Origin of the sequence: Myxococcus sp. AM010 (assembly GCF_013372585.1) — a bacterium.
Taxonomy (GTDB): Bacteria; Myxococcota; Myxococcia; order Myxococcales; family Myxococcaceae; genus Myxococcus; species Myxococcus vastator.
In genome coordinates, this window is sequence record NZ_JABXEO010000086.1 from 1 (window position 1) to 19725 (window position 19725).

Annotated in this window: 16 protein-coding genes; 6 read left to right on the plus strand and 10 right to left on the minus strand. The window is 69.6% G+C overall.

The window, feature by feature from the left end; translation table 11 throughout:
• Positions 1-8: 8 nt before the first annotated feature.
• From HV826_RS29730 to HV826_RS29765, 8 genes are all read right to left on the minus strand, one after another.
• Positions 9-2159 (minus strand): catalase, encoded by a 2151-nt coding sequence (locus HV826_RS29730; RefSeq protein ID WP_176420444.1) that lies wholly within the window; start codon positions 2157-2159, stop codon positions 9-11.
• 155 nt (positions 2160-2314) lie between these two features.
• Positions 2315-2887, minus strand: coding sequence for an SRPBCC family protein (locus HV826_RS29735; protein WP_176420445.1), 573 nt, complete (start codon positions 2885-2887; stop codon positions 2315-2317).
• A gap of 123 nt (positions 2888-3010) precedes the next feature.
• Positions 3011-4426 (minus strand): L-serine ammonia-lyase, encoded by a 1416-nt coding sequence (locus tag HV826_RS29740; protein WP_176420446.1) that lies wholly within the window; start codon positions 4424-4426, stop codon positions 3011-3013.
• A 229-nt stretch (positions 4427-4655) separates the two neighbouring features.
• Positions 4656-5480, minus strand: coding sequence for a hypothetical protein (locus tag HV826_RS29745; protein ID WP_176420447.1), 825 nt, complete (start codon positions 5478-5480; stop codon positions 4656-4658).
• Positions 5481-5494: 14 nt separating this feature from the next.
• Positions 5495-6298 (minus strand): hypothetical protein, encoded by an 804-nt coding sequence (locus HV826_RS29750; RefSeq protein ID WP_255217484.1) that lies wholly within the window; start codon positions 6296-6298, stop codon positions 5495-5497.
• 61 nt (positions 6299-6359) lie between these two features.
• Complete coding sequence (locus tag HV826_RS29755) at positions 6360-8348, minus strand: serine/threonine-protein kinase (protein ID WP_176420449.1); 1989 nt, start codon at positions 8346-8348, stop codon at positions 6360-6362.
• 253 nt (positions 8349-8601) lie between these two features.
• Positions 8602-9993 carry an ammonium transporter gene (locus HV826_RS29760; protein WP_176420450.1) on the minus strand — a complete coding sequence of 464 codons (1392 nt, stop codon included), beginning with the start codon at positions 9991-9993 and terminating at the stop codon, positions 8602-8604.
• A 143-nt stretch (positions 9994-10136) separates the two neighbouring features.
• The gene (locus HV826_RS29765) at positions 10137-10421 is read right to left on the minus strand and encodes a hypothetical protein (protein WP_176420451.1); all 285 of its coding nucleotides are present in this window, start codon (positions 10419-10421) and stop codon (positions 10137-10139) included.
• Between the two features lie 178 nt (positions 10422-10599).
• Between HV826_RS29765 and HV826_RS29770 the strand changes: the two genes are divergently transcribed.
• A complete protein-coding gene (locus HV826_RS29770; protein ID WP_176420452.1) occupies positions 10600-11055 on the plus strand; it encodes a GNAT family N-acetyltransferase in 456 nt (151 codons plus the stop codon).
• 28 nt (positions 11056-11083) lie between these two features.
• Here HV826_RS29770 and HV826_RS29775 read toward each other — a convergent pair whose 3' ends face one another.
• Complete coding sequence (locus HV826_RS29775; RefSeq protein WP_176420453.1) at positions 11084-12160, minus strand: triacylglycerol lipase; 1077 nt, start codon at positions 12158-12160, stop codon at positions 11084-11086.
• A 605-nt stretch (positions 12161-12765) separates the two neighbouring features.
• On the opposite strand from HV826_RS29775, the gene HV826_RS37545 reads away from it, so the two are divergent.
• Genes HV826_RS37545 through mxcH form a run of 4 tightly spaced genes read left to right on the plus strand, consistent with a single transcriptional unit; the run spans position 12766 to position 17386 of the window.
• On the plus strand, positions 12766-13053 hold the full coding sequence (locus HV826_RS37545) for a hypothetical protein (protein ID WP_255217485.1): 288 nt from the start codon (positions 12766-12768) through the stop codon (positions 13051-13053).
• Positions 13050-13325, plus strand: a complete 276-nt coding sequence (locus HV826_RS29785) for a hypothetical protein (RefSeq protein ID WP_368671022.1) — start codon at positions 13050-13052, stop codon at positions 13323-13325. Before HV826_RS37545 ends, HV826_RS29785 begins: the two co-directional genes overlap by 4 nt.
• A complete protein-coding gene (locus HV826_RS29790) occupies positions 13322-14872 on the plus strand; it encodes a PepSY domain-containing protein (RefSeq protein ID WP_176420454.1) in 1551 nt (516 codons plus the stop codon). Before HV826_RS29785 ends, HV826_RS29790 begins: the two co-directional genes overlap by 4 nt.
• A 54-nt stretch (positions 14873-14926) precedes the next feature.
• A complete protein-coding gene (gene mxcH, locus HV826_RS29795; RefSeq protein WP_255208141.1) occupies positions 14927-17386 on the plus strand; it encodes a TonB-dependent siderophore myxochelin receptor MxcH in 2460 nt (819 codons plus the stop codon).
• Here the strand turns inward: mxcH and HV826_RS29800 are convergent.
• Positions 17320-17754, minus strand: coding sequence for a hypothetical protein (locus HV826_RS29800; protein ID WP_176420455.1), 435 nt, complete (start codon positions 17752-17754; stop codon positions 17320-17322). The two genes, mxcH and HV826_RS29800, sit on opposite strands and share 67 nt — an antisense overlap.
• A 504-nt stretch (positions 17755-18258) precedes the next feature.
• Here HV826_RS29800 and HV826_RS29805 point away from each other — a divergent pair.
• On the plus strand, positions 18259-19707 hold the full coding sequence (locus tag HV826_RS29805; protein WP_176420456.1) for an Ig-like domain-containing protein: 1449 nt from the start codon (positions 18259-18261) through the stop codon (positions 19705-19707).
• Positions 19708-19725 lie beyond the last annotated feature (18 nt).

The following is a 19725-nucleotide window of genomic DNA, read 5'->3' on the forward strand; positions in this document are numbered from 1 at the left end:
CGGCTGAGCTACGCCGGGGGCGGGGCCTCACGCTCCCAGTGGCGGCGGGCGATGGACTCGGCGAAGAGCTGGCCGAAGCCCTTCGTCTCCGCCTTCGCGCTGCGGACGACGCCTCGCGTGGCGTCCAGGCCCTTGCTCGGCGGCGCCTCCAGGTCGCGCACGCCCGCGGCGTCCAAAAGGGCGTTGGCGTCCGCGGAGAGCGCCAGCGCCTTGCAGTGCACGTAGGCCTCGCGCACGAAGTCCACCGCCAGCGGCGCGCGCCGCAGGGCCGCGACGCTCCGCTCGCCGGCGGGCACGTAGACGGCGTCGTACATCACCGAGGACGCGGTGGAGAAGGTCCGCAGGGGCCGCTCCTCCCGGCCCTCCTGGCTCGTCACCGGGCTCAGCGTGGGGCCCACCACCTCCAGCTTGGCGCCCCGCTCCTCCAGCGCCTTTCGCACGCCGTCCAGCTCCTTGCCGGAGAACCCGTCCGACACCAGCGCCGCGATCTTGCGCGTGCGGATGGAGTCATGTGGCGAGCGCTCCATGCTCAGCGCCGGGGACGTCTCCACCGAGGGCGCCGCCTTCTGGCCCGTGGCCTTGGGCGGCTTGGGGGGCCTGGTGGGTTTGGGCGGCGTGACGCCCGCGGCGCGCGCCACGCGCACGGCCAGCTCCGGGTCCACGTTCACCAGAATCTGGTTCACCACGCGCTCGCGAATCTCCACGCGCTCCACCTTGCCAACCTCGAACTCGAGCGCGGCCACCAGGTGCTCCTGCTCCGGCTTCGACAGGCTCTTGTAGAAGAGGGTGGCCTGGCTGAAGTGGTCGCTGAAGCTGCCGCTGCGCGCGCGAATCTTGTGGCCCTCCACGCGCTCCTGGAAGTGGCGGAAGGCCTTGGCGGGGTTGGCCAGCACCGGGCAGCCGCCGCCCAGGGAGTTGGGGTGGTAGTTGGCGCGGGACGTGGGAATCGTCTGCCGCCCGAAGCCGTCCTGCTGGTGGTTGGTGACGGGGCACACCGGCTTGTTGATGGGCAGCTCCGCGAAGTTGGGGCCGCCCAGCCGCGTGAGCTGCGTGTCCAGGTACGAGAAGAGCCGCGCCTGCATCAGCGGGTCATTGGTGAAGTCGATGCCGGGGACGATGTTGGCCACGCAGAAGGCGACCTGCTCCGTCTCCGCGAAGAAGTTGTCTGGGTTGCGGTTGAGCGTCAGCTTGCCCACGCGCTGGACCGGCACCAGCTCCTCGGGGAGCAGCTTGGTGGCGTCCAGCAAATCGAAGCCGTACTTGAGCTCGTCGCCTTCGGGGATGATTTGCAGCCCCAGCTCGTACTCGGGGAAGTCACCGCGCTCAATGGACTCCCAGAGGTCGCGGCGGTGGAAGTCCGGGTCCTTGCCGGACAGCTTCTGGGCCTCGTCCCACACGAGCGCGTGGTTGCCCAGCAGCGGCTTCCAGTGGAACTTGACGAGGTTCGCCTTGCCGGCCGCGTTGACCAGCCGGAAGGTGTGGACGCCGAAGCCCTCCATCATCCGGAAGCTGCGCGGAATGGCGCGGTCCGACATCAGCCACATCACCATGTGCGTCGTCTCGGGGACGAGCGAGACGAAGTCCCAGAGCGAGTCGTGCGCGGAGGACGCCTGGGGGATTTCGTTGTGCGGCTCGGGTTTGACGGCGTGGACGAAGTCCGGGAACTTGATGCCATCCTGGATGAAGAAGACGGGCATGTTGTTGCCCACCAGGTCGAAGTTGCCTTCCTCCGTATAGAACTTGGTGGCGAAGCCGCGCACGTCGCGCACGGTGTCCGCCGAGCCACGCGAGCCGCCCACGGTGGAGAAGCGCACGAACACTGGCGTGCGCAGCGACGGGTCGGTGAGGAAGCGGGCCTGGGTGACCTTCTCCAGCGACTTGTAGACTTGGAAGTAGCCGTGGGCGCCCGCGCCGCGCGCGTGGACAGCGCGCTCCGGGATGCGCTCGTGGTCGAAGCGCATCACCTTCTCCCGGAAGTGGAAGTCCTCCAGGAGCGTGGGGCCGCGGATGCCGGCCTTCAGTGAGTTGTCCGTGTCCGAGATGGGAATGCCCTGGTCCGTGGTGAGGACCTTCCCCTCCGCGTGCATGCGGTGGGGTTCGAGGCTTTCGCTCTTGAGCGTGGTGGGCCGGCTCTTCGCCGAGGGCTTGCGCAGTTTCATGGGGGCCTGTCGCCAACGAGAGAGGTGAAGGCGCCGTCTACGCTGGTGGCGTCCTCCCCGGGCCACGAGGCTTTGGGGGACGTCGGCGAGTCGGCACTCGCGCGCGTGGCAGTGTCCACCACCGCGCGCTCGGACCTCGCGGCGTCAGGCGGGCATCACGGCACGGCGGGCGCGGCCACGGGCTCCGCGTGCTTCTTCGCGTCGGCCACGGCGACGTCCTTCAGGGTCGCCAGGCCCTTCTCGAAGTCCTTCCCAATCATGGCGTCCATGTCCATGAACAGGGACATGGCCTTGCTCACGAAGTTGTTCTCGCCGGACATGGCCCAGACGACCTGGGTGCCGCCCTCGGCGGCGCTGAAGGTGAAGGTGGTGGTGTTGGTGGACTCGAAGGGCTTGATGAACTCCAGCTTGATGGTGACCTGCTCGTTGGTCTTGCTGTCGGTGATGGTCATCCGGCCCTCACCGACCTGGTCGTTGCCCACCCAGGCGTAGCCCGCGCCGGTGCCTGACTCCGGGCCGGAGTAGGTGCGCTGCTGCTGGGGGTCCAGGCCGTCCCAGGGGGACCAATCGGTCCAGCGGTGGAAGTCATTCACCAGCGCGAAGGCGATGTCCGCGGACACGGGGAGCACCGCGGTGCGCTGATAGGTGAACGTGTCGGGACGGGTGACGACGACGCCGACGAACAGCAGGATGACGGCGGCGAGGCCGGCGAGAATCTTCTTGAGCATGGGGCGTGGGTCCTCACGAAGCGGCCTGGGATGGCCGCGTTCCTGCCGCGCGTCTTAAAGCGTGTCCGGCGCTCCGCGCAACCCACGCACAGCGTAGCGACTCCGACGGAGATGGCTGGCGGCTCAGCACTCTGGGAGGCCCACGCTCAGGTTCGTCACCTCCAGCACGTTGGCGGCCAGCCCTCCTCGCGACGTCTCCTTGTACTTGTCCTTCATGTCGCGGCCGGTGTCGCGCATCGTCCGGATGACCTTGTCCAGGCTGACGAAGTGCCGCCCGTCGCCAGAGAGGGCCATGCGCGTGGCGTTGATGGCCTTCACGGAGGCCATGGCGTTGCGCTCGATGCAGGGCACCTGCACCAGCCCGCCAATGGGGTCGCAGGTGAGGCCCAGGTTGTGCTCCATGGCGATCTCCGCCGCGTTCTCCACCTGGAGCGGGGTGCCGCCCAAGACCTCCGTGAGCGCGCCCGCGGCCATGGAGCAGGCGCTGCCGACCTCACCCTGGCAGCCCACCTCCGCGCCGCTGATGGAGGCGTTCTCCTTGTACAGCACGCCAATGGCGCCGGCGGTGAGCAGGAAGCGCACCACGCCGTCCTCGTTCGCGCCGGGCACGAAGCGCCAGTAGTAGTGCAGGACGGCGGGGATGATGCCGGCGGCGCCGTTGGTGGGCGCGGTGACGACGCGGCCTCCCGCCGCGTTCTCCTCGTTGACGGCCAGGGCGTAGAGGTTCACCCAGTCCAGCACGGTGAGCGGGTTGGTGAGGCCGGCCTCGGGGCGGCTGATGAGCTTCTGGTACATGCCCGCGGCGCGGCGCTCCACCTTGAGGCCACCGGGGAGGATGCCGCCGCTGGTGCAGCCGCGGCGCACGCAGGCCTGCATCACGTCCCAGATGCGCAGCAGCCCGGCGCGAATCTCCGCCTCGTCGCGCCAGGTCTTCTCGTTGGCGAGCATGAGCGAGCTGAAGCTCATGCGCTCGCGTTCGCAGTGGGCCAGCAGCGCGGCGGCGGACTGGAAGGGGAAAGGCTGCGGCGTGGCGTCCTTGCTCAGCGGGTCCTTGCCCGCCGCGGCGGCGGACTCGTCGACGATGAAGCCGCCGCCCACGGAGTAGTAGATGGCCGACGCCAGCTCCGCTCCGTCTTCGCCGCAGGCGGTGAAGCGCATGCCGTTGGGGTGGAAGGGCAGCGAGCGGCGGCGGTGCATGACCAGGTGCTCGCCGTCACGGAACGTCACCTCGCGCTGGCCGAGCAGCGTCACGCGGCCCTCCGCGCGCCAGCGGGAAATCATGGCGGGCACGGCCTCCACGTCCACGGCCTCCGGCGTCTCGCCCATCAGGCCCAGCACCACGGCCTTGTCGCTGCCGTGGCCCTTGCCCGTCGCGCCCAGCGAGCCGAACAGCTCCACCTTGAGCCGGGTGAGCCGCTCCAAGACGCCTGTGTCCGCCAGCTTCCGGGCGAACGTGCGCGCCGCTCGCATGGGCCCGACGGTGTGCGAGCTGGAGGGTCCGATTCCAATCTTGAAGAGGTCGAAGACGCTGACGGCCATGGCGAGCGCAACATGCCACGTTTCCACTTCCGTCCCAGTGTCCCCCCGCCGACGCGCATGTCACCGCGTGGACGGATGAACGTCCTTGGACGTCCAACGAGACGCGGCGCGTTGGCCGGACGGTGTCTGGCCCGCTGCGTCGAAGTCGTGAGCCGCTGACGCTGGAGACACGAAGGGCCGGGAGGACGTCCGTGGGACGCCGGCTCCCGGCCCTGGTGTTGACGGACGGCTACTGGTCGTCGCAGGGCGTGCCCAGGCGGGCGCCTTCGTACACACCGAGCTCGTTGTAGATGAGCGGCAGGTTCTCATCCACGGGCACCTGGCGCAGCTCCAGGCGGCGCTTGGTGTTTTCAATCCACAAGGCGGGCTTCGCCTTGTCGAGCAGCAGGCGGAGGTCACCGCGCTTGGTGGAGAAGATCTCGCCTTCGGAGTCGGAGATGACGTTGGTCATCTTCTGGGCCTTCAGGTTGCCACGAGGCCCGATGAAGACGCGGTAGCTCTTCTTCTGGGCCTCGTGGAAGCCACGGTCCACGAAGTAGTAGACGCCCTTGGTGTCGCGCAGCAGCGCATAGGGCACGAACTTCTGCGGGTTGGGCTGGAAGGTGGCCTTGCGCAGCAGCTCCGCGGCCGGCTCTCCGTCCAGCATGGTGAGGGGAATCTTCTTCTCCCCGCACGCCAGGGCGCAGGTGCGCTCCTTGCGGTCTATCTCCACGCTCGACATCACCCGCCAGTCAATGCCGCGGAAGTTGGGGTTCGCCCCCTTGTTGAAGAAGCGCGGGTCCAGGAAGGACGTGGGCGACGTGTAGGGGCCGGGGTGGGGCACCTGGACGAACTGCTTCTCATCGCCGTAGTAGAGGACGGCGTTGGTGTCCTCGTCGTCGGGCGTGAGCGCGACGTAGTGGCCCTTGCCGTCGGTGCACACCGACGTGGCCTCCAACATCATCTTCTCGCCGAGGTTCGACTCCTTGCCCCAGGGGGGCTTGATGGGCTCGGCCGCCATGGCGGCCGTACACGCGAACGACATCGCCGCGAAGGCGAAACGCTGGAATCGCATCGTGAAGGCTCCGGCTACAGGTGCTGCTTGAAGAACTTGGTGGCGAACTTGTCCTGGTTGCTGGCGTCCCGGGTCGTCGTCCAGATGACGCGGTCCGCTTCGAGCTTGGGCTCCAGCGCGGAGCCGAAGCGGCAGCTCACCTGCTTCACCTTCTCCTGGACGGTCTGCTTCGCGATGGCGGACGCGGTGCACAGCTCCTTGAGGCTGGTCAGCGGCGTGCCACAGTAGCTGGCGATGCTCAGCTCCTTGAGCAGGTCCTCGTTGACGCTGCTCCAGTCGATGCGGGCGGCCACGGACGTGCCACACGCGTTGTTCATCTCCTGGAGGGTGGCGGCATATTCCTTGTCGTGGCCGGACTCCTCGCCCTTGCGGTCGAAGGCCATCAGCTTCGCCAGGGTGCCGTCCTTCATCTGCTTCTGGTGCTGCGCGTAGACCTCCTCCGGCTTCAGCGCGGCGGTCTTCTTCTCGTCGTAGGTCAGGCGGATGGAGCGCTGGCGGCCGGGCACGTAGAGCTCGTACTTCGTGTCCCGCACGTGCAGGGCCGTGTACTTCCGGCCGTGCCACTGGGTGCTGTAGTTGAACTGCTCGGTGCTGCGGGTGCTCCAGTCGTTCTGCTCGTAGGGGAACACCAGGCCGTCGAACTCCGAGCCCGTGCCCTTCACGCGCAGGATGAACTTCTTGTCGGAACGGGGCGTGAGCGGCACCACGGCCACCTCTTCACCCTCCGTGCCAGAGTACACCTTGCCAGCTTCCACGGGCGCGGCGGCCAGGGCCTGCGACGCCCCCAGCGCGACTGCCGCGACAATCACTGCGACCATGTTTCTCAAGCGAATCACCTCGTGTTGCATGAGAGCCCCCCTACCTGGATGGCCCGCTGTTTCAGAGCTCGATGTCGTGCTTCTGGCAGAACTTCTTGACCTTGGCACGCTCCGCTGACGCGACCTTCGGCCACTCGCTCACCGCACCGCCCAGGTCCTTCTGCTGGCAGTAGGCGCGGGTGAGCAGCGAATACGCCGCCATGGAGCGCTTCGCGCGCTGGCTGCTGCGTGCCAGCGCGATGGCGCGGCTGGCGTCACCCGAGGCCAGCGCGCTCTCTCCGTCCTTGAGCAGCTTGCGGACCTGCTCGGGGAGCGCTTCCTTGGGCTCGGGGCGCGTCACCGGGCGCGAAGGCGGCTTGTCGGGCGAGGTGTTGGTGGCCACGACCACCTGCTGCGGGGCGCCCGCGTCCGGCGGAGTCTGTGTGCCGTTGGCCTGCTCGGTGCCGTTGGCCTGCTCGGTGCCGTTGGCCTGCTCGGTGCCGTTGGCCTGCTCGGTGCCGTTGGCCTGCTCGGTGCCGTTGGCCTGCTCGGTGCCGTTGGCCGGCCGCGCGCCCTGGGGCTCGCGGGTGTCCGCCACGGGCGTCGTGGGCGAGCCCGTGCCGGAGGTGCCACCCTTCACCCACCAGACGAGTCCCACGCTGGAGGCCAGCAGGACCGCCGCGGTGGCGCCGATGAAGGCGCCGCGGCCCTTCGCCGCGGGGGGCGACGAGGCCGGCGTGGACGGGGCGGACAACAGCGCCGCGGCGGCGTGGGGCTCGGCGGCGCCCGGGATGGGCACGGGGACGCTCACGGACGTGTGCGGCTGGGCGGGACGCTCCGGCACGGGAAGGGCCGGGACCTGCTTCGAGATGAGCGTGGGCTCCAGGCCAGGCGGGTCGATGCGCGACGCGGCGGCCAGCTGCGCCACGCCCATCTGCCCCGTGGCGGACGGATTGACGCCCTGCGCCTGCGCCACGCCCATCTGCCCCGTGGCGGACGGACTGAAGCCCTGCTGGCCGGTGCCGGGCGCCATCGTGGAGTCGAAGCCCTCGCGGCCCGTGTCCGGCAGCACCTTGAGGCTCCCGGGCAGGGCGGTGGCGGACAGCGAGGCCGGGCCCGCGGAGGGCAGGGCGATTCCGGACACCGGGGCCTGGGGGCGCGGGGCGGGCTGGTTTCCCACCGCGGTGGACAGCGAGTGCAGCGGCGTGCCCGTCAGGTCCTCGATGAAGGAGGAGACGTCCGGGTAGCGCTCATCCGCGCTCTTGGCGAGCGCGCGCATCACCGCGGCGATGGCCTCCGGCGTGGCCTCGGGACAGAGCGGGGCCAGGGGCTCGGGCGGCTCATAGACGACGCGGAAGATCATCTGCGCGAGGCTGCCCGAGCCGAACACGGGCTTGCCGGCCATCATCTCGTAGACGATGCACCCCAGCGAGAACACATCCGTGCGCGCGTCGATGTCCCGGTTCTTCCCCTGGGCCTGCTCGGGCGACATGTACTGAGGCGTCCCGATGATGGTCGCCTCCTGCGTCTGCACCGTCGTGGAGCTGAGGACCTTGGAGATGCCGAAGTCGAGCAGCTTCACGCGCTCGCCCACCACGCCGCCGGAGTCGGTGGGCACGAGGAACACGTTGGCCGGCTTCAAGTCACGGTGGATGACGCCAGCGCCGTGCGCCGCCTGGAGCGCGGAGCCCATCTGCCGGGTGAAGGAGACCACGTCCTCCATGGGCAGGCGCCCGCGCTCCAGCCGCTCCTGGAGGCTCTCGCCGCGCAGGTACTCCAGCACCAGGAACGGGTTGCCGTTCTCCAGGGTGTCGTAGTCGTGCACCTCGACGATGTTGGGGTGGCCCAGCCGCGAGGCAATCTCCGCCTCTCGGCGGAAGCGCGCGAAGATTTCGGGCGTCAGGTGGTCGCCGCCACGCAACACCTTGACCGCCACCTGCTTGCCGGGCAGCCGCAGGTGTTGGGCCAGGTACACCGAGCCCATTCCTCCCCGTCCCAGCAGGGAGACAATCCTGTACGTATTCCGCAGGACCTCATCAATGCGGAGGTCACCATCAGCGGGTTGGGTCATGGGGCTGGGACTCTCAGGCAGGGCATTCCGGGGAAACTTCGCCCATTCCATCCTCCCACCCCCCCCTGAGGCAACCCTCCTGATGTCGCGGCACACCCAGGCGGGTCGTGGCATGCGACGGGACGGGGCGCCCCACCAGCAGCCTGCCAAGGAGGCGAGCGGATGCTGGAGGCCAGGACCGCCAGACCGGAAGACGCGCCCGCCGCCCGGGGCTCCGAGCGGCGGCACGCGAGACACGGGCCCTGGGTGAGGCTCAGGCGGGCTGCGGCACGCGGGAGGCGTCCGGCGCCGGCCCCGTGGCGACCGCCGTCGTCGCGGTGAGCGCGGGCTGCGGCACGGGGGCGATGATGGACTCGCCCACCGTCTCTCCGTGCTGGCTCAGGTCCAGGCCTTCTTCCTCGTGCTCACGGGTGACGCGCAGCGGGACGATGCGGTCCACCACTTTGTAGAGCAGGAACGAGCCGGCGAAGGAGAACACCGACACCAGCACCAGCGCCAGCATGTGCATCATGAAGGTGCGCGTCTCGCCGTGGATGAGGCCCACGTCCTTGGCCAGCACGCCCGTGAGCACCATGCCCACCACGCCGCCCAGGCCGTGGCAGGGGAAGACGTCCAGCGTGTCGTCGACGGAGGTGCGGTTCTTGAAGTGCACCGCCGCGTTGCTCACGAAGCTGGCGACGAGGCCCACGACGAGGCTCTGCCCCACGGTGATGAAGCCGGCCGCGGGCGTCACCGCCACCAGGCCCACCACCGCGCCGATGCACGCGCCCATGGCGCTGGGCTTGCGGCCCCGCAGCCAGTCGAAGGCAATCCACCCCAGCATCGCCGCCGCGGACGCCGTGTTGGTGGTGGCGAAGGCCAGCGTGGCCAGCGACGAGGCCGACAGCGCCGAGCCCGCGTTGAAGCCGAACCAGCCGAACCACAGCATGCCCGTGCCCAGCATGACGAAGGGGACGTTGGCGGGCGTGTGCGCCGTGTTCTCCACGTGCACCTTGCGGCGGCCCAGCACCAGCGCGCCGGCCAGTGCCGCGAAGCCCGCGGACATGTGCACCACCGTGCCGCCCGCGAAGTCGAGCACGCCCCACTGCCGGAGGAAGCCCTCCGGGTGCCACGTCCAGTGCGCCAGCGGCGCGTAGATGACGAGCGTGAAGAGCACCATGAAGAGCACGTACGCCTTGAAGCGCACGCGCTCCGCGAACGCGCCGGTGATGAGCGCCGGGGTGATGATGGCGAACTTGAGCTGGAACAGCGCGAACAGCATCAAGGGGATGGTGGGCGCCAGGTCCGGGTGCGTCTCACCGCCCACGCCGCTGAACATGAAGAAGGTCCGCGGGTCGCCGATGAGCCCATGGAAGCTGTCGCCGAAGCACAGGCTGAAGCCCACCACCACCCAGAGCAGGCTGATGACCGCCATGGCGATGAAGCTCTGCAGCAGCGTGGACACCACGTTCTTCAGCCGCACCATGCCGCCGTAGAAGAAGGACAGGCCCGGCGTCATCAGCAGCACCAGCGCGGTGGCCGTGAGGATCCACGCCGTGTCCGCCGTGTTGATGGGGCCCCCTTGCTTCAACTGCGCCGCCGGTTCGACCAGCAAGCCCGCCACACCCACACCCACCAGAAGGGCCATCGCCAACCACTTCTTCATTGCGCCTCCACCTGGAAGACTGACGCAATGCAGTATGGGGCGAGCTGGGGCTAGATTCAATCCAGGCTGGGCTTATTTTGTTCCGGAGTAGGTTAAAATGGTCCGGATTTAGCCTAAATGATGGCTGTCTGGCAGGTGAGGGCTCACTTCACCTGGATGCGGCCGGCCTTGATTTCCAGGTCTTCGCCGCCCTTGAGGACCACGGTGCCCGTGTCCGTCTTCACGGCGCAGGGCCCGGAGCCCTGGATGGTGACGGAGGCCGTCTGGCTCTTGCCGAACGTCACCGACGTCTTCACGCCGCTGCACACCACGGACCACGTGTGGTCGCGCGAGTCGCGGTTGTGGTAGCGCACCGTCACCGCGGCCCACGCGGCGGACGACGTGAGCAGGGATGCAACCAGTGTCACCGCGGCGAGCTTCGTCTTCATGCCTTGTTCCCCGCGTCCGGAGCGTTGGTGCCGCGCACACTGGAGCAGGGCGTTGGTGCTTGTCCATGCCCTGCGTACAAGCTTCCCGCGCTTCGTCATGCCCGCATGAAGCTAGAACCCCTTCGCCATTCGCTTCGCGACCTCCCTCGCGGCGCGGACTGGAAGGAGCCTTTTCGAAATGTTCCTCCGCGACGTCACAGATGAAGACCTCCCCATCTTCTTTGAGCACCAGCGCGACCCGGAGGCGCTGCGCATGGCCGCATTTTCCTCGCGGGAGCGCGATGCGTTCATGACCCACTGGCGCACCAAGGTGCTCCGCCCTGAAAACGTCACCCGCACCATCGTCATGGGGCGCGTCGTCGTTGGGAACATCGGCAGTTGGGGAGAGGATGCCAGGCGCTTCGTTGGCTATTGGGTGGGCCGCGAGCATTGGGGCAAAGGCATCGCCACCCAGGCCCTCTCGGAGTTCCTGGTGCTCGAGCCCGCACGGCCGCTTCATGCGTGGGTCGCGCTCCACAACCTCGCGTCGATCCGCGTCCTCGAGAAGTGTGGCTTCCACGCCATGCGCAACGAGGGTCCGCATCACTCGGACGGCGTTGCCGAGGTCCTCATGAGGCTTGGTTCGACGGCGTGAGTGTGGCCCAGGCACTCATGGCCGCCGCTCAGCCGCCCTTGGGCATGTTCAGCGCCATCGCGACCAGGGAGAGGGTCAGGTCCTCGGGCTGGTAGGGCTTGAACGGGTTCAGCGTCGTGCCGGTGGAGTCCAGGTGGTCCAGGCCGGACAGCGTCACGGACTTGGAGCCGGGGATGAACGCGTCCTGCGGGAGCACCAGGCCGTCGGACTTCACGTCGTAGCGCTGGTGCATGTACTGCTCGGCGGGGAACAGCGGCGACGTGGGGTTCGCGGTGGTGGAGGCCATGCACACGGTGGGGATGCCCGGGGGCATCGGGTGCCTGGCCAGGAACGCCTTACGCGAGTCGTAGGTCAGGTCCTCTCCGGCCTGGATGCTGCCGCCCATCGCCTCGATGGCGCCGCCCACGCCGTAGCGCACGAGCGGGTTGTCCAACAGGTCCTGGGCCATGGGCGAACCGCCGTACGGCGACTGGAGGGTGACCAGGGCGCGCACGTGCTCCTGGAGCTCCGGGTACATGGACAGGGCCGCCGCGGAGTCCAGGCCGCCCTTGCTGTGGCCAATGAGCACCACCTGCTTGCCGTCCTTGGCGGCCTCGAGCACCGCCTGCCGGACGAGGGCCGCGTTGTGCTCCACGCCCATGTCCGTGTCCACGGGGACGCGGCCGACCTGGAGGCCCTGGGCCTCCAGCGCGTCCAGGTTCCGGTCGAAGTAGAGCTGCTTGGGCGCCGCTTCGGACAGCAGGCCGCCCACCGCTAGGAACACGCAGTCCTTGGCCTCGGCGGGCATCACGTTCTTGCCCGCGCGCACGGCCTGGTTGAGCTTCATGAACTCCGCGGTGGAGTCCTTGGCGGGCGGATACGCCTTCTGAATCCAGCCAATCTTGTCCGCCTCGCCCTTCCCCGGCCAGGGGATGGGGAGGCGCAGGGCGTTGACCTGCGCCAGCGCGTTCGGCCGCTGCCGCTCCGCCAGGGCGCTCGACGTGAAGCTGTCACCCTCCACCACGGCGTTGACGCCCCGCGCGGCCTTGGTCTGGACAGGCGCCTCTGGTGTGGCCCGCGTCCGCGTGGTGGGCGTGAGGCTGGAAGGACGGGTGACCTGGACCATGGAGGACCTCGGGAGGGGGAGCCGAGTTGAGGATCGGGGAGGCTTGCCTCCATTGTCGGGGCGTGGCGCCGGAAGTTGCGCCCCATTCCAAGGACGTGAGAAGGCGAGAACTCCGAGTGTGTGTCGCGACGTGGCGGGGAGTGCACGCCGCCGTGGACCCGACCGCGTCATCACCGCGCGGCTCGCGAGGTCACCTGCCCGTCCGCTCCTCGGGGCCCTGATGCAGGAGCGCCAAACGCCCACGGCCTCGAAGGACCGCGGAGGCGTGGTGCGCCATGGGCCGTGCGCTCAGTGTCTTGAGTCCTGTTGGGGTGCGGGCCACTCCCTCTGGTCATTATGATTTTGAGAGTGAATTTCAATTTCATATCGTAGCTGGATGGCGGAAATCCGGACGGCGCGCTGGCTGACGGGGCCTGCGTGGGGAGAGGACACGATGCGTGGCGGAGTACTGAGGTCGACCAAGGGCAGCTTCTTCCGGGGGCTGGTGGCCAGCGCCGCGCTCGTCCTGGGCGCCTGTGCTGATGACGCGCCGCCGCGCCAGAGGAGACGCCGGAGGAGGGGTCGCTGTACCTGGTCCACTCCGCCGTGGAGACGAACGCAACCGGGTGAACTACTTCAGCCTGGTGGAGTCCCTGGCGGAGGCGCGCACGCTGGACTACGCGCGCTCGCTGGAGGTGCCGGGCCGTCCCCGGCTGTACGCCGCCAGGGGCGTGGGCTTCTTCGCCATTGGCGCGGGCGAGTCGCCCACCATTACTCGCTATGAGGTGCGTGACGGCGCGCTGGTGCCGGGGGCGAGCCTTTCGTTCCCGAACCTGGGGGTCCGCGCGATGGGCGCCCAGGCGGTGCTCTTCGTGAGCGACACGAAGGCGTACTACTTGGAGCGGGCTTCGTGAGCGCGGGGGCGCGCCGTCGCCCTGGGGTGACCTGGCTGCTGGCGGCCGTGCTTGGCGCGCCGCTGGCGGCGCTGCTCGTCTCCCTGGCGCTGCCCGCGGTCGTGCTCGCCTCGTCGGACGTTCGCTACCTCGTGGCCTGCATCGCCGTCATCCCGTTGATGGCGGTCGCGCCCTGCGCCGCGCTCCTGTCGCGGACGGAGGCCCGCGCGTGGGCGGGCATCGGGGTGACGAGCGCGGCGGCGCTGCTCGTCCTCTGGAGGTCATTTTCATGAGGCTCAAGTCCGAGACGTATCGCCTCCTCTGGGAGGCGCATGCGTGGGCGGGCGCCGTGGCCTCCGTGCTGCTGGTAGGCATGTTCCTGCTCGGGGCGGTGTCCCTGTTCCGCCACGAGCTGATGCCCTGGCAGGAGCCGCGCTTGAGGGCGCCCGTGGCCGCCGACGAGGCGCGGACGCTGGCCACGCTCCAGGCGTGGCTGGACGCGCATGTGGCCAGGGGCGGGGCCGCCCACCTGGATGTGGACCTGCCCGCGCCCCACTCGCCATGGCTCCGGCTGGAGTGGCGGGAGCAGGGCGGCGCGCGGAGCGCCGTGTGGCTCAACCCGGGCTCGGGGGAGCATGCGCCGGAGCGCAGTGACCTGGGCTACTTCCTGTTCCTGGCGCACTTCCTCTACCCGCTGCCGGGCGGCATGTTGATTTCGGGCCTGGTGGCCATCGTGCTGCTGCTGGTGGTGGGCACGGGGCTGGTCATTCAGGTGGGCCGCTTCCGCAGGGAGCTGGTGCGCTTCCGCCCCCACGAGGCGCTGCGCACGATGTGGGGCGACCTGCACAAGGTGCTCGGCAGCATCGGCCTGCCCTTCCAGGCGGTCATGGCCTGGACGGCGGCCATCATCTGCATCAACGCCGCGGTGCTCCAGCCGGTGGTGGTGCGAACGGCCTTCGACGGCAACCTGGAGGCGGGGCTGGCGACGCTCGGCTATCCCCGGGGTGGCAAGGCCGCCGGGCAGCGCGCCGAGGCGCCCCAGGTGGCCACGGTGCTGGCCCAGGCCCGCGCGGCGCTGCCGGAGGTGAGCCACTACCGCTTCTCCATGCGCAACGTGGGGGACGCGTCGGCCTATGTCGACGTGCGTGGACACGCCCGCCAGGGGCTCCACGAGTTCACGACCGTGCGCGTGTCCCGCCAGGGCGAGCTGCTGCACGTTCGCGACGCTGGCGGGCCCGGGGCCACGGCCCGGCTGCTCGAGGCGGCTTACGTGCTCCACTCCGGGCTCTACGCGGGCATGGGCCTGCGGCTGGCCTATGCGCTGCTGGGCATCTTCAGCGCGCTGTGTGTCGTGACGGGCAACCTGGTGTGGCTGGAGCGGCGCGCGCGGAGCATGCGCCGCGTGGATGTCCTCCTGGCGCGCGTCACGGCCGGGGGCTGCGGTGGCGCCGCGCTCTCGCTCGCCGCAATCTTCCTGGCCAACCAGTTGCTGCCGGACGCGCTGCCGCGCCGGGTGCAGTGGGAGCACGGCATCTTCTTCGGGAGCTGGTGCGCCTGCGTGCTGGGGGCGCTCGTGTACCCGCGCGCGCGGGGCTGGGCGCAGCAGTTGCTGGCCGTCTCTGGCGGCATCCTGGTCCTGCTGCCTTGGCTGGACGCCTGGCTCAACGCGCGGCACGTGTTCGACCCGGCCGGCTCGCCCTATGTGTTCTGCGCGGACGTGGCGCTGGCCGTGCTGGGCGCGCTGTTCCTGGTGTCGGCCTGGGCCATCGGGCGCATCGCTCCGCGCGACCCTCGGGATGCCCGGCTGCCGCTGTCGATACCGGCGCACGAGGGCAGGTGAATGTCCTCGCCCCCGTCGCGCGCCTCACCTCTCACTCGACTCATGCAGGGCCTCATGTCTCTCCCCGTCGACGCCCCCGCTCGTGCGTGGCTCCTCCTTCGCCGTCATTCGGGGTGGCGTGCCCTGGGCATGCTGGCCCTGAGCGTGGCGGCGCCGGCCGCGGCGCGGGAGGCCGCGCCAGCGCCCGCGGCGGAGGCGCGGCCGGTGACGGGGGACATCGGGGGGCAGGTGTCCGCGTGCGAGGGCGGTGACCTGGCGCAGGCCGAGGTGCTGTTGCTGGCGCCAGACGGAGGCACCCGGACGCCTCGCGTGGACGCGCGGCGTCGCTTCCAGGTGACGGGGCTTGGGCCGGGTGTCTACGAGCTGCACGCCTATGTCCCTGGCTGCGAGCCGCAGGCCTACCGCGTCCAGGTGGCCGCGGGGCAGCGCACCGAGGTGGACGCGGTGCTCGGCGAGAGCGTCAGCCTGGAGACGACCATCGAGGTGACGGGCCGGCAGCTCAGCAAGGGCGAGGAGCGCCTCCTGTCGGCAGAGGCCGTCCGGGTGGTGGAGCTCAAGCAGGCCCGCCAGCAGACGGCGGACCTGGGCGAGGTGCTCAGCCGCAACAGCGGCGTCAGCGTGCAGCGCAACGGCGGCCTGGGCTCCGCGAGTCGCTTCTCGCTCAATGGCTTCTCTGGCGAGCAGGTCCGCTTCTTCCTGGACGGCGTGCCGCTGGACCTGGCGGGCTTTGGGCTGGGGCTCGCCAACGTGCCCGTCAACCTCCTGAAGCGCGTGGAGGTCTACCGGGGCGTGGTGCCGGTGCGCTTCGGCGCGGATGCGCTGGGCGGCGCGGTCAACCTGGTGTCGTCGGATGGGGATGAGCCCAGCGGGACCTCCGTCTCCCTGCAGGCTGGCTCCTTCGGGACGTACCGGGGCGCCGTGTCGGGGCAGTACACGCTAGGCGCCAGCGGGCTCTTCGTGAAGGGGCACGCCTTCGGCGACCTGGCGCGGAACGACTACACCGTGGACGTGCAGGTGGCCGACGAACGCGGGCGGCTGCGGGACGTGCGCGTGCCCCGCTTCCATGACGGCTTCGTCGCGGGGGGCGCCGGCCTGGAGGTCGGCGTGGCCCAGCAGCCCTACGCGGAGCGGCTCAGCCTCCGCGTGTTCGGCACGCGCTCCCGCAAGGAATTGCAGCACAACGTCGTGATGACGGTGCCCTACGGCGAGGCCCGCAGCGGCGAGTCGAGCCACGGGGCCCTGGCGACGTGGGCCCAGGGCGGGCTGCTGGGTGGCAAGCTGCGCCTGGACGCGGTGGGCGGCTACAGCCGGCGCGACACGAACTTCCGGGACCTGGCGCAGGTCGTCTACGACTGGTACGGCGACCCGGGCGTGGAGCGGCGTCAGCCGGGCGAGCTGGGCCTCACCCCCGCGGACCAGGTGCTCTGGCAGCACAGCGTGCTGGCCCGCATTCACGCGGACTACGAGGTGTCCCAGGCCCAGCGCTTCCGCCTCTCGCTGTCGCCCACCTTCGTGACGCGGCAGGGGCAGGACCGGCTCAAGGTGGGCACGGACCAGAGGGACCCACTCAGCGCGCAGCGGGACCTGCTCACGCTGGTGGGCGGGCTGGAGCACGAGCTGGCGGTGAGCGACGGCCGGCTCAAGAACGTGGCCTTCGTGAAGGGCTACGTCATGCGCTCGAACTCGGAGGAGGTGCTCCCGGGCAGCGTCTTCCGGCGCAATGACCAGGCCAACGAGCGGCTGGGCGTGGGCGACAGCCTGCGCCTGTTCCTCCCGTACGGGCTGCTGGCGAAGGCGTCGTATGAGTTCGCAACGCGCCTGCCCGGCCCGGATGAGCTGTTCGGAGACGGCGTGCTGGTGCTGTCGAACCTGGGGCTGCGGCCCGAGCTGAGCCACAACGCCAACCTGGAGCTCTCCCTGGATGACTGGCGCACCGGGGCCGGGCGCTTCCGCGGGAGCGTGGGCGGCTTCGCCCGCTTCGCCGACCAGCTCATCGTGCTCCTGGGCAACGACGCCTCCTTGAGCTACCAGAACGTGTACGCGGCGCGCTCGGTGGGCGTGGAGGCCGCCGCCGGGTGGACCAGCCCCGGTGACTGGCTGGCGCTGGACGCCAACGCCACCTGGCAGGACTTCCGCAACGCGGGCGGCGGCGGGGCCTTCGAGGCCTTCAAGGGCGACCGCATCCCCAACCGCCCCTGGCTCTTCGCCAACGCCTCCGCCCGCTTGCAGCGCCGCGCGCTCCTGCAGGCCAGCGACGCCGCGGCGCTCAGCTTCACCTCGCGCTACGTGCACGGCTTCTACCGGGGCTGGGAGAGCCAGGGCCTGCGGGAGTACAAGCAGGACGTGGACGCGCAGCTCATCCACTCGGTGGCGCTGTCCTACCAGCGGGAGGGCTCGCCCGCGCTGGGCGGGACGCTGGAGGTGTTCAACCTCACCAACGCCCGCGCCTACGACTTCTTCGGCGTCCAGCGCCCCGGCCGGGCGCTGACCTTCAAGGTGACGGCGGACTTCTGAGGCCGTCCGCCCCGAGGAGGGGCTCCCCCGCCCAGTCGGGCACGGAGGAGGGCCGTGCGCGTCAGCCGTGGGCGAGCGGGTTGGCAGGGTGGCGTTGGGGTGCAGCGCGTGGCACAGGCGCGGTCGGCGATGCTGTTGCCCAGCATGCCCGTGGCGCTGCGGGTGATGGAGGCGGGGTCCACCTTCATCCAGCCGAAGGCGCCCGGCCGCGCGGCGAACACGTACGAGGTGCCGCTGCCCAGGTCGACGCGCGGCTTCCCCTCGCCATGCGGGTTGGCTTGGCGCATTTCCTCGAAGCACCACTGGGCCAGCAGCTGCCGGTTGGCCTCGCGCCAGGCGGCGGGGCCTCCGTCGACGAGTGCCGGCATGGGGTGGTCGACATTCAATGAATTACCTGCCGCGGACAATCCCTCTCGTGAGCCCGCCAGTATTGATGACGGGCGGTGGGGTCAGCGGGGTGGCATGCCCGGCTCCGGTCGTTGGTGAAGGGGCATATAGCCGCAGTCGCGATGGCGGATGTGCCGCGAGCGCGTCACAGAATCCGGCGGCACGCTACGACCTGGGCCTGAAACTTCGTCGTCAAGTCGGCGACAAGAGATGGCCTCTCTGTCAAGAGGACCGACGCTGTCTCTCCGCCGATGCCGTGCGGAGGGCGTTGGGGCGCTGTGTCAGGACAGGCAGCGTGACGTCTGGGGTTGAGGGAGGACAGGAGGGCGCCGTTCCCGTCAGCCGTCGAGCTGACATTGCCGAAGCAGCCACCGTGCTCAGCAACGCCTGGCATGGCCCCAGCGCCACTTCGCACGAAAAGTTGACCCCACAACCCAGCACACCATGTTGACAGCGCCCATGTCGGGCTCCCACGAGGAACGTTCATGTCAAATCGACTCTCAAGATGGCTCATCGCGCCCGCCGCCGCATTGCGCGCCGGTTTGGTGATGGGGCTGGCCGCCAGCACCCTCGGCGCTTGTGGCGACAGCGACCCGCCGCCCGCCTCGCCGCCGGTGGCCCGCGACGTCACCCTTGAGACGGTGGAAGACACGCCCCTCGAGGTGAGCCTGTCGGCCAGCGGCAACGGGGCGCTCACCTTCACCATCGTCGATGCGCCGGACCATGGAACGTTGAGTGAGGTCAGCGCCAATGGCGTCCTCACCTACACCCCCGGCGCCGACTACCATGGCGAAGATGCGCTCATCTTCCGCGCCACTGACGGCCAGGGCCAAAGCGCCCAGGCCACGGTGATCCTCACCATCACCCCAGTGAATGACGCGCCCACGCTCTCCGCGGTGGCCGACCAGCGCATCCCCGCGGGCAGCTCGACGGGCGACCTGGCCTTCACCGTGGGCGACGTGGAGACCGCCGCTGACGGCCTCACGGTCACCGCCACGTCCTCCAACACGGAGCTGGTGCCCAACGACCCCAGCAACCTCGTCCTCGGGGGCTCCGGCTCCAGCCGCACCCTCTCCGTTGTCCCCGCCGCCAGCGCCAGCGGCTCCACCACCATCACCCTCTCGGTGAGTGATGGCGCCGACACCACCTCCATCGCCTTCACGGTCGACGTCACCCGCCTGGCGAGCCTCTACTGGATGACTGCCTCCGGTTCGCTGTGGAGGGTTGACGTGAACGGCACGAATGCCATTGAGCTCGCGACGGGCATCAGCGGGGCCTCTTCCGTCGCAACCGACCCGGTCACCCGGACCCTCTTCTACACGCGCGACAGCGCAATCGTTCGAGCGGACAGTGATGGGGCGAACCCGGTCGATGTCGTGGCGAACGGAGGCTACCCCAGCGGGCTGGCGGTCGATTCGACGAACCGCAAGCTGTACTGGTCCGACTTCAACGGAAGCCGGGTCATGCGCGCCGAGCTGGATGGCAGCAATCCCACGCAGATCGTCGGAGGCATCGACAGCCCGTCTGCCATCGCGTTCGATGTCCCGAACGACAAGGCCTATGTCATTACCTACAACAACACCCGGCTCGTGCGCTTCAACCTGGATGGCACCAACCTGGAGACCGTCGCTTCAAACCTGGGCGGATTGGGCGTGGGCCTGGCGGTCGATTCGAGCGGAGGGAAGCTGTACTACTCGACCCGCGGCAACAGCATCTATGTCGCCAACCTGGACGGCTCCAGCGTCACCCCCCTGGTGGCCAACCAGACCACCGTGCATGGGATTGCCATCGATGTCACGGCCGGGCGGCTGTATTGGGCGGATTGGCTGGGGACCGCGCTCCGGAGCGCCAATCTGGCTGACGGCGGAGATATCCAGGACGTGAACGCGGGCAGCGCCAGGAACCTGGGGCTGACCTGGATGCCCGCGCCGTAGCCTGGCGCCGGTGGGCCG